The sequence below is a fragment of the Vibrio splendidus 12E03 genome (assembly GCF_000272105.2).
Taxonomy (GTDB): domain Bacteria; phylum Pseudomonadota; class Gammaproteobacteria; order Enterobacterales; family Vibrionaceae; genus Vibrio; species Vibrio splendidus_I.
Genome location: NZ_AJZD02000343.1, coordinates 1 through 14511 on the forward strand (window position 1 = coordinate 1; position 14511 = coordinate 14511).

The 14511-nt window shown below is 46.1% G+C and carries 10 protein-coding genes; 2 read left to right on the forward strand and 8 right to left on the reverse strand.

The features are described from left to right. The 8 genes from A142_RS22150 to A142_RS22195 form a co-directional block, all read right to left on the reverse strand. On the reverse strand, positions 1-465 hold a 465-nt coding region (locus A142_RS22150; protein WP_019820114.1), incomplete at its 3' end, for a sugar ABC transporter permease. 46 nt (positions 466-511) lie between these two features. Next, positions 512-1498: a carbohydrate ABC transporter permease gene (locus A142_RS22155; RefSeq protein ID WP_017068577.1), complete on the reverse strand. Its 987-nt coding sequence runs from the start codon at positions 1496-1498 to the stop codon at positions 512-514. Between the two features lie 67 nt (positions 1499-1565). Then, on the reverse strand, positions 1566-2813 hold the full coding sequence (locus tag A142_RS22160) for an ABC transporter substrate-binding protein (RefSeq protein ID WP_019820115.1): 1248 nt from the start codon (positions 2811-2813) through the stop codon (positions 1566-1568). A gap of 18 nt (positions 2814-2831) precedes the next feature. Then, a complete protein-coding gene (locus A142_RS22165; RefSeq protein ID WP_019820117.1) occupies positions 2832-3839 on the reverse strand; it encodes a LacI family DNA-binding transcriptional regulator in 1008 nt (335 codons plus the stop codon). Positions 3840-4285: 446 nt separating this feature from the next. Next, entirely contained in the window at positions 4286-6304 is a 2019-nt protein-coding gene (locus A142_RS22175; protein ID WP_019820121.1) for a methyl-accepting chemotaxis protein, read from the reverse strand. 200 nt (positions 6305-6504) lie between these two features. After that, the gene (locus tag A142_RS22180) at positions 6505-7794 is read right to left on the reverse strand and encodes a carbohydrate porin (protein WP_019820123.1); all 1290 of its coding nucleotides are present in this window, start codon (positions 7792-7794) and stop codon (positions 6505-6507) included. 373 nt (positions 7795-8167) lie between these two features. Continuing rightward, complete coding sequence (locus A142_RS22190) at positions 8168-10228, reverse strand: prolyl oligopeptidase family serine peptidase (RefSeq protein ID WP_019820126.1); 2061 nt, start codon at positions 10226-10228, stop codon at positions 8168-8170. Between the two features lie 11 nt (positions 10229-10239). Further along, positions 10240-11157: a LysR family transcriptional regulator gene (locus tag A142_RS22195; RefSeq protein WP_019820129.1), complete on the reverse strand. Its 918-nt coding sequence runs from the start codon at positions 11155-11157 to the stop codon at positions 10240-10242. Between the two features lie 247 nt (positions 11158-11404). Here A142_RS22195 and A142_RS22200 point away from each other — a divergent pair, with 247 nt between their 5' ends. Beyond that, the gene (locus A142_RS22200; protein ID WP_019820131.1) at positions 11405-13099 is read left to right on the forward strand and encodes an L-lactate permease; all 1695 of its coding nucleotides are present in this window, start codon (positions 11405-11407) and stop codon (positions 13097-13099) included. A 202-nt stretch (positions 13100-13301) separates the two neighbouring features. Then, positions 13302-14441 carry an FMN-dependent L-lactate dehydrogenase LldD gene (gene lldD, locus A142_RS22205; protein WP_017083007.1) on the forward strand — a complete coding sequence of 380 codons (1140 nt, stop codon included), beginning with the start codon at positions 13302-13304 and terminating at the stop codon, positions 14439-14441. The last annotated feature ends 70 nt before the right edge of the window (positions 14442-14511 follow it).

Below are 14511 nucleotides of genomic sequence, written 5' to 3' on the forward strand. Positions count from 1 at the left end.
TGTGGTGGTAAACGGTAGCCATACCGCCATGTGGTTATCCAACAAGCCTAAGAATTTCACGATCATGAAGTAAGGGATCAAGCTAAGCACAGGCGGAATCGCCATTGAGCCAACTAGCATGCCGAACAACACGTTCTTGCCGCGGAACTTAAACACAGCAAACGCGTAACCACCCATGCTACAGAACAGTAATGAGATAGTTGTGCCTAAGAAAGCTACGTAAATCGAGTTAAACATCGCTTTCCAAAACGGCATGATTTCCAGCAGTTTTGCGTAGTTCACCATTAGGCTATCGCCAATCGCAAAGCTGATACCTGAGCCGAAGATTTCCGAGCGATCACGTGTTGAAAGCAGAGCTGACCACACAAACGGGAACACCGTAATGATTGCAGAAACAACCAGTAATATGCCGAGCATAACCATCAAGATCTTAGTCATGATGTACATGGTGCGTTCGCTTGGCATTAGGCCACTTAGTGGTGAAGTATTTGTCTTAATTGATGTCGACATCTTAATGTTCCCCTAAGCCTTTCTTACCGAAGAATAAAAATTGAACCAAGGTGCACGTTGCGATAAGTGCAAATAGAAGCCATGAAATCGCTGACGCTGTGCCCATTTCTAACCATTCCCAACCCACTTTGTAGAGGTACATAGAGATAGTTAGACCTGATTGCCCCGTACCACCTGTACCACGCGTTAGGACGAACGGTTCTTCAAACATTTGCAGGTTGCCGATGATGGTCATCGTGATAGCAAAGAAGATGAATGGGCGAATCATTGGTAGTGAAATGTTCCAAAAGCGGCGGAAGGCATTCGCACCGTCCATACGAGCAGCTTCTAGAATATCTTTAGGGATCGTCATTAAACCAGTGGTGTAAAGGACGATGTTAAAACCGGTGTATTTCCAAAAAACCATGATCGCGATAGACGGCTTCACCATAGTGGCATCGTCTAACCAGCGGATTGGTTGAAAATCGTTAACCCAAGCAAATGCCCAACCAAACAGCGTGCTATCGGCCAGAGCCATTAGCGTTTGGTTAATAATTCCTGAGTTAGGAGAGTACATATTGAAGAAAATCAGTGACGCTGCGACCGTTGATGTGATGAACGGTAGAAAGTACGCCGATGTTAGCCAGTGACGCATACGGTCACCCATTGAAACCAACATGTAAGCCACTGGAATAGCGACTAAGTGCTGAGCCACACCCGAAGTGATTGCTAGCCACAATGTGTTCTTTAACGAACGCCATAGCCACGGGTCAGTCAATGCAATGTGATAGTTCTCAAAACCAACGAACTGCATTGCGTCCATGCCCTGTACTGGGTTCCATTCGTGGAACGACAGGTAAACAGAGAACAACAGCGGGAAGATCCCAAATACAGAAAAAATGATCAGAAACGGCAGAAGGAATCCATACGGTGTAAGCGCTTTCAAATTCAGACGAGAAAAAAGGCTTTTGTCCGCAGGTTCTATCGTTGTGCTCGCTGTATGATTCATAGTAACGACCTCTTAAAAAAGGAAGCGCGTTACCCACGCTTCCTCACTTACTCAAAATAAAAACAAATTAAAGATTACGCGTACGACGCTTGATTAGGCGCTCTGCCTCTTTCAATGCAGTCTCGATGTCCTTACCTTCATCAAGCACTTCCATCAATGCGTTCTCTAAAATTATAGAACGTGCTACGTGGTCGCCTTGAGCTGGAGATACTGGTTTGATGTTTTGTGCCACTTCAGCAAATAGAAGACGTGCTTTCTGGCCACCTAAGAACTCCATCTCTTCTTGGAACAACTCATCGTCATACGTCGTTACGTTCGCAGGAAAAGCCGCAATCGTTTCGAAGTGCTTAAGTTGAACTTCACGGTCAGTCGTCATGTATTCAATAAGTGCCCAAGCTTCATCTGGGTTGTCTGACTGAGTTGGGATAGATAGGAATGAACCACCCCAGCTGCCGTAGATGCCATCAGGAAGGTTCTCTACTGCCCACTTACCTTTGGTTTCAGGTGCAATCCAGTTGTTTAGGTGACCAAGTAGCCAAGCGCCAGAAAGTTGAGTTGCAAATGTGCCGTTGCGGAAGCCTTCGTACCATTCGTTAGACCAAGCCAGAATGCGGCCATCTAAGCCTTTGTCGCGAATCTCTTTTGCCACTTCAAAAGCGTGAACAAAACGCTCAGATGTCACCACTGGGTTGCCATCTTTATCGAAGTAAAGACCTTCACCTTCAGGAACCGTCGTGAAGATAATCGCTTGTGCCACGTCGGCTGCCGAAGCGATAAGTTGTACGTTTTGCTCTTTCAGTTTTTCACCAGCAGCGATGTATGAATCCCAATCTTTGATTGCGTCTTCTACATTAATGCCGGCTTTTTCGAACACGTCAGTGCGGTAGTACATAACGCCAGGACCAAGGTCGACAGGGATGCCGTACATATCGCCATCAGCGCCTTTGCCCTGTGCCCATGCGTAAGGTGCGAATCGTTCTTCGTACTTATCTGCACCGTAGTTTTCAGACAAGTTAACTAGGCCGCCAGAACCCACGAATGGGCCAATTTTCTCAACGTCCACAACAATCACATCACCCGCACCAGAACCCGTTGCAAGGTTCGTTGTCAGTTTCGTGTGGTGGTCACCGTGGTTGTTCATAAGGTAATCAACTTTGATACCCGTTTCCTTTTCGAAATCAGGCAGTAATACCTTCAGGCTGCTATCGAAATCAGGGAAACCGTCGAAACGAATTTCTTTGTCTGCTGCATTTGCAGCTGTTGTACCTAATCCTAAAGCAACCGCGCATGAAAGCGCTAAGGTCTTAAATTTCATGTTCTATCCTTAATATTTTTATAGGGTAACTGGTAAATCCGATACCGAGTTTCTAGTGACCAACGTCGGCAGCAATTTAAAGTTCACGTCATGTTTTATTTTCTTTAGCTTTTGCAGAGTGAGCTGCACAGCTTCAATGCTCATCTCTTCAATTGGGAAATTAATGGTGGTCAAACTAGGGGTCAGATAGCGCGCGAAGATGGTGTTATCGAAGCCCACAAGAGAAACATCTTTCGGAACAGACAATCCCTCTTTATGCAAAACTTCGAAGGCGCCAAATGCCATGTGATCGTTTGAAGCAAATACCGCCGTAAAGTGACACTTACGGTTGATCAATTTCTTCATAGCGCTGATGCCTGTCTCTTCAGTAAATCCCGCCTCAGAGACCAAGGCTTCATCATATGGCACACCCGCTTGTTCCAAGGCCTTACGATACCCCTGCAAACGCCCCCTAGCGTCTGCTTTATCTAAAGGCCCGGTAATACACGCGATATCTGTATGTCCCTTTTGCAAAAGATATTGAGTAGCGAGTAGCCCCCCGACTTCGTTATCAATATCAATGCAACTCATCGCCATTTCTGGGATGAAGCGGTTAATCAAAACCACAGGGGTCCCCTGTTCTTCCAATTCAATTAAATAGTCATCACTGAGCATTTGAGTATGAAGAATCAAAGCATCAACACGACGCCCCAACAGAAACTCCACAGACTCGCGCTGCCCTTGTTCGGTGTTCGAACCCGCTGTAACCACAGCGTGGTAACCGAAGCGGCGTAGGTTTTCCTCTATGCAATGCAAGATACCTGAATAGAAAGAACCGCCAAGTTCTGGTACAACAACACCAACACTACCGGTGCGACTTGAAGCCAAAGCCTGTGCGATAGAGTTCGGGCGATAACCCAACTCTTTAATCGCTTTCTCAACCTTTAATTTCTTGTCATGACTCACTCTACTGGTGCCATTGATCACTCTAGACACTGTCGCTTGAGACACTCCTGCATGTTCTGATACGTGTTTAATTGTCGCCACTCGAACCTCAATACTTCATTAGCTTGTAACCGCTTACAAAACGATTATTAAAGAATTACGTTTTAGTTGAAGTGAGTGTCATCACACTAAACTTGGGGCTAAAAAGACCAGTTGTGGAAACCATGAAAGCGCTTACAGATTCACTTCATGCCATGAAACTGTTTCATGAGATTACCGCACACCTAATAAAGACAGCGTCTGGTTACTGATTCCCAAAACATGTGCAAACATGCTTAAATTCCATTTATCTCTAGCGTTGTTCGGGGATGCCTACCCAGCAGGCGGTAATATACTGGATAAAATTGACCCTACTGCTTCAATGGTCATACAAAATTGTATGGGAACATTTCAAGGCACTTTGAATTCACTTTCCGTTGTCAAAAACATGAAACAACAACACCCAGCAAAGGCTGGGCGTGAAATAACGGAGTAATCTCAAGTAGTGTCTACACTTTGTTTTCGGACTGCTCCGCAAGCTTAAACTCTCGAGTTAGTGAGAACTGCTGCTGCGACATGGTTTCAAGCTGTTGACCATGAGAACACAAAACTTGAGATCGTTGAGAGTTGTCCTCTGCCAAGGTGTGTATCTGACTGATGTTTTGTGTGACTTGAGAAGCAACCACTTGATGTTCGGTGGTTGCGGTCGCGATTTGATGGCTCCTTTGCTCTACCTCATTGAGCAGATCAGAGACCGTCGATATTGAGTGATTCACTTCGCCCGTTTGCTCAACACATTGAACCATCCCCACCACACATTGATTGATTTGCTCCACCGCCAATTTAGAACTGGTTTGCAGCTGTTCTATCTTGTTGTGTATCTCTTGCGTCGAGGCATTGGTTTTGGCCGCTAACACGCGAACTTCATCGGCCACCACAGAGAAACCACGCCCTTGTTCGCCCGCTCGCGCCGCTTCAATGGCTGCATTCAATGCCAACAAATTGGTTTGTTCGGAGATCCCAGATATCACATCCAAAATAGAGCCAATGCTAGCGCTTTCGCTTTCAAGCTGGCCGATGGTCGCTGTTGATTCTGCTAACTTACGCTCTAAACTGCCCATCAACTCGACGCTTTTATCCATGGTCTTCTGACCAGCACAGGAACTCGACACCGCTTCGGTTACAAGCGTTAGTGTTTGATTAGCGGCTTGAGTTATTTCCGTCACCGAGCACTCAATCTGCTCCATGGCCGTTGCTACCATAACGGTTTGATTGGTTTGGTCTTGCATCGCCTCACTCAATGAACGGCTAGTGCTTTGGTTTTCCAAAGACGCCTCTTTTAAGCGTGTCGACGATTGACGCATGTTCTCTATCATTTGTGTCAGGTGGCTGATCACCAAGTTCACTTTATTGCTAACTAAGCCAAACTCATTATTCGCTTGATACTGCACCATAGCGCTCAAATCCTTGTTGGCGACATGGTCCAGTGCACTTTGCAGCAGCTTACTTGGTTTACGAATTCCTTTGGCAATGTTCAACCCAATCATCGAAGCAAGAAGCACGGAAATGGCTGCCATTACGCTCTGCATCCAAAGGGCTTGCTGTGAAGAGTCCATCGATTCGTGATACAGGCGTGTCGCGGTGTCTTCAGCGTACATTGAAAGCTCATCAAAGTGACTTAACTGTTGATCGATTAGCTGTTCAATTTCCTGCTTTTGAAGGGAGATAGACTCATCGAGTTTGACGGTTTCTTTATGGATAGCGACTGAGCCACTGGCTGAAAACGCGTGTGAAGCGAGCAGTGATAAAGACTGTTTACTGCGGCGCAGCAAAGATGAATCCAGATTATCTAAATCTGCGACCGCTTGTTCGAATCGCTCTTTGCGACTTTGTAGGCGACGCTCTACCCCACGAACCTCCGAAGATGTTTGCAGTGAAAACGCTTCGTTGGCTTCCGCGGCAATCAAACTCAATTGCACCAACAAAGCTTCGACTGCCTTTTGTGTCTGCTCTGAATCTGCACTCGCGAGTTGATTCACCAAAGTATTATTGAGCTGTCCCACCACAGATTGAAATTGCGCTTGTCCCATCGAACCGAGATCTTTGCTATCCAAATACTTAACATAAAGCTCTAATACCTGCTCTATCTTTTCGATAGTCAACAAACTTATTTGAGTGATGTTATTAAGCATGGCTTCCATTTGTGAACCAGCTACGCCCTTACCTTCGAACCAGTTCAATTGCTGCTGATATAGCTCGATGTTGTTTAAGACGGTTTGTTTCAGTGGCTCAAGTTCATCAATATAGTTAGCGGATAAGTAGGGTGTGGTGCTGCGATTAATATCCAGAAATCGGATGGTTAACGTGGAGGATTGAAGCATTAATGGCGTAGCTTGCTGGGTGATGTTTTCGATTCGAGTGGTGATGTCTTTATTGCTACTGATGCTTAACCATGCAGAACCCAGCATGATCACAATCAGTACGAAGAAACCAAAATAAACTCGAGACACGATGGAAGAAAGTCTCATAGTAAATCCCTGATCTAGTGGCGAAAAAAAGGGCACATAAAATGTGCCCAAGAATGGAGTTAATTGAAACGTGCCCTAATCAATCTGCCTTTAGGACTAAAATGGACAGTATGTACTTACTATTTGTAACGTATGGCTATTTCAACATGAACGCTTTGAAAATATGCCTAATTCAAAGCGTTGCTCTTTCTATCTGTTGATTACCACCAAGCTTCAAACATTGCGCCGAACGACAATGTATCAACATTGGTTGTCTTCACTGTGTTGCCTTTCGTTTCTACATCACCCACGGTTGTGTAGAAGCGAAGCATTGGACGGCTCCAAGGTAAGCCACCTAGAGAAACGTTTTGAGACAGAGTTACTTTCCACGCTTTCTCTTCACCGTCGTCATCGTAATCAACCATGCCGTAGCCAGCTTCTAACCATGTAGAGTGAACATCATCCCATTGGTATTGTGGACGAACGATACCCGCGTATTCAGTATTCTCACGATCTAAGTCTGAGCCAGAATTGTCTTTGTAAGACACTAAGTAATCGATGATGAACTGTTCAGATGCCGCGTAGCTACCCTCAACACTTGCATACAAAGTCTGGTAATCACCTTTAAGGTCATATACCGATGAATCGGCACCGTCACCGTACTTAACAACCAACTTGTTAGACTCACCCAAACCTAATGTTGCACCTACTAGGTATGCCGTTTCATCACTGACTTTTGGATCACCCGCTACGTCTGAGTCTGCTTCATCTGAAGCAAAACCATAGTTTGCATAGAGATCTAGTTGACCGATACCCGCGTTAATTGAGTGAAGTTTAGAAGTAATTGCGTATCGACCATTGTCATTTACGAGGCCGCCTTTCACTTGGCCTACAAAGCCCATATCTAGCTTCGCGCCGCCGAAATCTAAATTGTTAAAACCAGCGCCTTGACCATCGTGTGTCATCCAGAAGTAATCGTTCAAACCTTGTTGCGGACGTTGATGGAAGTCTCGACCAGCCCACATGTAAAGTTCTGGTTGGCTTTCAAATACATTGGTTACACCAGCGTACATTTTTTTCATGCTCAAGCCGCCGTCGTCAGCCCAAGCGTCAGCTTCCCAGTGGTCAGCCATGAATACGATGTCCCAGATAGCGCCATTGTCAGCTTCGAAAAGCTTAGCTAACTGAACCTCACCACCATTAGCTTCGTTACCTAAACGGCCGACAGAACGACCTGTTGTACCGATGTCTACGTAACGTTCATCACCGCTCTTGTAGTGAGCTCCGTAACGAGCATAACCAGAGAAGACAATGCCATCTGGTACATTCGTTTCTGAAGTTAGAACCGCTTGTTGTTGGTCATCAGTGTACTTGATGTCTCCAACCTGTGATTCCAACTCTTGGATTCGTTGTTCTAGAGCAGCAAGATCCGTCTCTGCAGCAAAAGAAGAGAGTGAAGCAAGCGAAGCCGCCACTGCGACCGTTATTGGCAAAAGCTTAAATTTTTGCATTGTAATTCCCTATTATTTTTTTGAGTTTTCATCGAACAGGGAAATATTAAGCAATGAAAGAGTTGAAAAGTTGGTCGCTGTTCACACTGATAAACCAGCTTAAATGTCATGAAACTTTTAGAAAATTCACGGGGGAAACTACTGCATTTAGATCAATAAGTTATAAACAAACATGCGTAATATTTCAGCTTGAAATCGCTTTCATTTCATCAGTAATGGTGGCGGCTATCACGGAAAAGGGTGTAGAAAAACAAATAGAATTGGATGTGAATTTGATTGATTTTCATATATATGAAAAGCCTCAAAATCTAAGGCAGATTTTGAGGCTTTTTAGACTGAGTCAAATACCCAGTTATCTAAAATTAAGTATTTTCTAGATTGAATCTAGGGACTCTATTCCCATATTGAACAGGGTAAATGCGTAGATATCAGCAGTGAGATCGATAGCTTTACTCAGCGGCATTCCAGCACCATGGCCCGCATTAACATCGATACGAATCATCACGGGCGCACCGCCTTCATGCTTATCTTGCAGCTCTGAGATGAACTTATAAGAGTGAGCCGGTACTACGCGGTCATCGTGATCGGCAGTCGTCACCAGAGTTGCTGGATAATCCGTGCCGCGAACCACATTATGAACGGGAGAATAGCCAAGCAGATATTCGAACATCTCTTTATTTTGCGCGGATGTGCCATAGTCGTACGCCCAACCTTCGCCAGACGTGAATGTGTGGTAACGCAACATGTCCAACACACCAACCGCAGGTAAAGCCACTTGGAACAGCTCTGGCCTTTGAGTCATACAAGCGCCTACCAGCAAGCCTCCGTTAGAACCGCCGCGAATCGCCAACTTATCGCTACAGGTGTAGTTTTCTTCAATTAAGAACTCGGCAGCAGCAATGAAGTCGTCAAAGACATTCTGCTTTTTCTGCTGAGTGCCAGCTTTGTGCCACGCCTTACCATACTCACCACCGCCACGCAGGTTTGGCACCACATATACGCCACCCAGTTCTAGCCAACTACCAACAGTGCCCGAGAAAGAAGGCGTTAGGCTAACGTTAAAGCCACCATAGGCGTACAACATGGTTGGGTTATTACCGTCCAGTTTTAGTCCCTTCTTATAAGAGAGAAACATCGGAACCTGTGTACCATCTTTTGAGGTATAGAAGACCTGTTTAGACTCGAACTTGTCAGATTCAAACGGTGACTCAGATCGCTGATAGATTTCTGAACTACCAGTTTCGACATCGAATGAGAAAATCGTTGGCGGCGTGACATAGTTGGTAAAGGTGTAATAAAGCTGGGTTTGCTCTTTTTTACCACCTAAGCCACTGGCCGTCCCCATCCCAGGCATGTGAAGTTCTCGAACTAAGTTACCTTGGTAATCCAACTGATCGATTTTAGACACCACATCCACCATGTAGTGCGCAAACAAGTAACCACCACCAGTGCTGATGTCTAATGGCTGTGGCTTCTCAGGGATGATATCGAGCCATTTCCCATCGCGAGTATCAAAGCTCATCACCTTGCCATTAGGCGCATCAAGATTGGTGTATAGAATGAAGGTCTCATCTTGGTTATCGATGAGATAAGTGTCGCTATCCACATGGTCAATCAGCGTGTTCAGCGATTGTTCGAGTGAGTTTAAATCGATATAGAACAGCCTGTTACCCGATGTCGACTCTCGCCCTAGAATGATCAAGTAACGGTCGTCTTCGGTGGTATAGCCTGATACATAGCGGTGCTGCTCAGCGTTGTTCTCGCCAAAAACCACCTTGTCGCTAGCTTGCTCTGTACCCAACTCATGGAAGTAAAGTTTGTGCTGTTCGGTACGTGCAGAAAGCTGGCTACCGTCTGGCTTATCGTAACTAGAGTAATAAAAGCCACGATTACCCAACCAAGAAATGCCGGTAAATTTAGCGTCGGTGATTTCGGCTTCAAGCTGCTGTTTAGTCTCGGTATCGATAACAAAAATCTTGCGCCAGTCGCTACCACCCTCTGAAATACTGTACGCCACTAGGCTGTAATCTTTAGAAAACGACACCGAACCCAGTGATGTAGTGCCATCTTCCGAGAAAGTGTTCGGATCTAGGAAAATTTCCTCTTGTTGCCCTTCTTTGTGACGATAGAGAATGCTGTGATTCTGCAGTCCATCATTCTTATAGAAATAGGTGTAATCCCCTCGCACAAACGGCTGTGAGCTCTTTTTGTAGTCTTGCGCTTTCGCTAATCGTTCTCGCAGTTCTGCGCGATACGGGATTTGAGCAAGGTAATCAAACGTGACTTCATTTTGACTTGCCACCCACTGCGCGGTTTCGTCACTTCTATCATCTTCTAACCAGCGATATGGGTCTTCGATTATCTGACCAAAATAGTCATCGCTGACGATCTGTTTATTGGTGATTGGATATTGATACTCTTTTAAATAGCCCATCGTGATCCTTATTAAAAATAGTGTGAAATCGTCAGATAACGAGTTCTGATGTGTTCAATCAATAACTTAATCTTATTGGGAGGCTGGCGCGTAAAGGGGTACACCGCATAAATACCCAACTTCTTGCCCACCAAGTCAGGGAAGATATCCACCAGCTGACCATTGCGAATATCGTGATAAACCAGACAGCGCGGCACGTACGCAACGCCATGTCCACCCAGCGCTGCTTTTCTTAATGCCGTCGCGTTGTCAGTCGAGAAAGAGCCCGAGACACGCACAATGTACTTATCGTTGTCGGTACAACCATCTTTACTGTGCAGGAACTGCCATTCGCTAGCACCCGTTGTTTGATACGCATATTGCAAACAATTATGCTCAACCAAATCCTTGGGCTGCATCGGCTTACCGTTCTTAGCGATATAAGACGGCGAGGCACACACCACCCATTGAGAATCCAATATGTGTCGCGCAATCAAGCTGGAGTCTTCTAGGTATCCGGTTCTAATCACCAAGTCGAGACCATCCTCAACCAGATCGACAAAGCGATTGTTTAGAGACATATCGACCGTTAAACCTGGGTGCATATTACAAAACTCGGCAACAGCGTCTGCGAGAATCAAATCTCCGGAGATAGTAGGTACTGACATTTTGATATGACCACTAACATTTTCACCAAAGCCTGAAACTGCGTCCATAGCCTCTTGAGCCGCCTGCTTCACATTTTTGGCGCTGTGTAACATTGCCTTACCTGCCTCAGTCAGCGTCAATTTACGCGTGGTTCGATACAATAGCTGCACGCCAATCTCTTCTTCCAAACGCGCAATTCTCTTACTAACTACCGAATTTGTAAGGTTATTTTGTTCTGCCACCTTACTAAAACTGCCCAGCTCTACTACCTGTGAAAACAGGATCAAATCGTCTGCTCGCATTTGATTATGCCAATTTTGGAATTAATTATTTTCATTATTTCCCTATATCAATAAAAAATAAAGGGGTAAATTCACGCCAAATTAACAAAACAATTACAAAAACAGCTTTTGCAATCACATCGGTTACAAATAAAGCGACTCTAATTACAACAATTGAATCCTCGAGATTCAGATTACACCTACAAAACTAATGACGTGTTATTCACTTCAAACATGAACGTTTGAAAACAAGTACGAGGAAGTACCCATGAGTGAAACTCTACTAGCATTATTGGCCTTTTCGCCAATAGTTGTTGCAGCCATTCTGCTGGTTGGCCTTAACTGGCCTGCAAAAAAAGCGATGCCCGTGGCATTTGCGTTAACCGTTGCTATCGCCCTATTCGCATGGGATATGTCTAGCACTCGCGTGCTGGCTTCAGTATTCCAAGGCTTCGGCATTACCGTGTCGGTTCTCTGGATTGTGTTTGGCGCCATCTTCTTATTAAACACTTTGAAACACACCGGAGCTATCACCACCATCCGCAACGGATTTACTGACATATCAGCAGACCGTCGTGTACAAGCGATCATCATTGCTTGGTGTTTTGGTTCATTCATTGAAGGTGCATCTGGCTTCGGCACACCGGCTGCCATCGCTGCACCACTATTGGTTGCTATCGGCTTCCCAGCGCTGGCTGCGGTATTGATGGGCATGATGATTCAATCTACGCCGGTATCGTTCGGCGCGGTTGGTACACCTATCATCGTTGGCGTAAACAAAGGTTTGGATACGCACAACATCGGTGAAAGCCTGATTGCCAATGGTTCAACATGGGATGCTTACCTACAACAGATCACATCAAGTGTTGCAATCATCCACGCCTGCGTTGGTGTGATGATTCCTGTATTGATGGCGATGATGCTGACTCGTTTCTTTGGTAAGAACAAAAGCTGGACTGAAGGCCTTGATATCCTGCCATTCGCACTGTTCGCAGGTGCCGCTTTCACTATTCCTTACGCACTAACGGGGGTTTTCCTCGGTGCTGAGTTCCCATCACTGATTGGTGGTTTGGTTGGCCTTGCGATTGTTGTAACAGCAGCAAAACGCGGCTTCCTAGTACCTAAATCAAAATGGGACTTTGAAAGCGAAGACAAGTGGCCAGCTGAATGGCTAGGTTCTTTGAAAATTGACCTTGATGACAACAGTCAAAACCATAAGAAAATGAGCATGGCGATGGCATGGGCACCTTACGTGCTGCTTGCTGTGACTTTGGTTGCGAGCCGTGTGAGCCCAGAGTTCAAAGGCCTACTGAAGAGCGTTAGCCTTTCATTCAGCAACATCCTTGGTGAGACTGGCGTAAGCACAGCGATTCAACCTCTTTATCTGCCGGGCGGTATCCTAGTATTTGTTGCGCTGGTTGCTGTTCTGATTCAAGGCCGCAGCGCTGCGCCACTAGCGAAAGCATTCGGTGAATCAAGTAAAACACTGATTGGTGCAGGTTTCGTACTGGTGTTCACCATCCCTATGGTTCGTATCTTCATCAACTCTGGTGTGAACGCAGCTGACCTAGCGAGTATGCCTGTAACAACAGCCAACTTCGCCGCGGACTTAGTTGGCAGCGCATTCCCAGCATTGAGTGCCACTGTTGGTGCGTTAGGTGCCTTCATTGCAGGTTCGAACACCGTTTCAAACATGATGTTCAGCCAGTTCCAATTCGAAGTAGCGCAGACCCTGACTATCTCGAGTGCAGTCGTTGTTGCCCTACAAGCCGTTGGTGCAGCAGCCGGTAACATGATTGCGATTCACAACGTGGTAGCCGCTTCGGCGACCGTAGGCTTGTTAGGACGTGAAGGTGCAACACTACGTAAAACCGTTATCCCTACGTTCTATTACTTGGTGATGACGGGCATCATCGGCCTAGTGGTTATCTACGGCTTCAATATGACAGACGCACTTATGTAGACCATAAGTCGTTACAAAAGCACTTGGCGTTAATACTCAATTCCCCGACAGCGACACCGTCTAATAAGACAGTTGATGAGTTCCGGGATGGATACTAGAACACATCAACACCCACGGGTATTAACGCCATTTTCCCGAATTAAAGCAGCCCAAACCAAGCTCTCAAAAAAGAGCAACATCCCAAGAATTTAGGACTGAAATTATGATCATATCCGCATCGACTGATTACCGCGCCGCAGCAAAAGCGAAATTACCACCGTTTCTTTTCCACTACATTGATGGTGGCTCTTACGGAGAACACACCCTACGCCGTAACACGGCTGACCTTGCTGAGATTGCGCTAAAGCAGCGTGTCCTCAATGATATGTCGGACCTAAACTTAGAAACCGAGCTGTTCGGCGAGAAGCTAGCGATGCCAATTGCACTGGCGCCTGTTGGTTTAACGGGTATGTACGCAAGACGCGGTGAAGTACAAGCCGCCAAAGCTGCAGACAACAAAGGCATTCCGTTTACCATGTCGACCGTGTCGGTGTGCCCGATTGAAGAAGTCGCACCTAAGATTGAACGCCCAATGTGGTTCCAGCTTTACGTGTTAAAAGATCGCGGCTTCATGAAGAACGTATTGGAACGTGCAAAAGCGGCTGGCGTGACAACACTGGTCTTTACGGTAGACATGCCTGTACCCGGCGCTCGCTACCGTGACATGCACTCAGGAATGAGTGGCCCAAATGCAGCAATACGCCGCGTATTTCAATCGATGCGTCATCCTAGCTGGGCCGTTGATGTTGGCCTTTTGGGTAAACCACACGATCTTGGCAATATCTCTACTTACCGAGGTTCTCCAACCAAACTGGAAGACTACATCGGTTGGTTGGGTGACAACTTCGACCCGTCGATTTCATGGAAAGATCTAGAGTGGATCCGTGACTTCTGGGACGGCCCGATGGTCATCAAAGGTATTCTTGATGAAGAAGATGCAAAAGACGCTGTGAGATTTGGCGCAGACGGTATCGTAGTTTCAAACCACGGTGGTCGTCAGCTTGATGGTGTTCTATCAAGTGCCAAAGCACTGCCTGCAATTGCAGACGCAGTAAAAGGCGATACTAAGATTCTGGTCGACTCTGGTATTCGTACTGGCTTAGATGTAGTTCGTATGATGGCGATGGGCGCAGACTGCACCTTGCTTGGCCGCTCTTTCGTCTACGCGTTAGCAGCACAAGGACAAGCAGGCGTTGAAAACCTACTCGACCTGTACGACAAAGAGATGCGCGTTGCCATGACATTAACTGGCGCCAAGACAATCAAAGACTTAACTCGTGACTCTCTGGTGGGGCTAGATTAAACCTCAACGATTTAGGTTCAGGTTCGGACTAATGCTTTGGTCTACTTAGACTGAAGTTCAATCGGTGTCA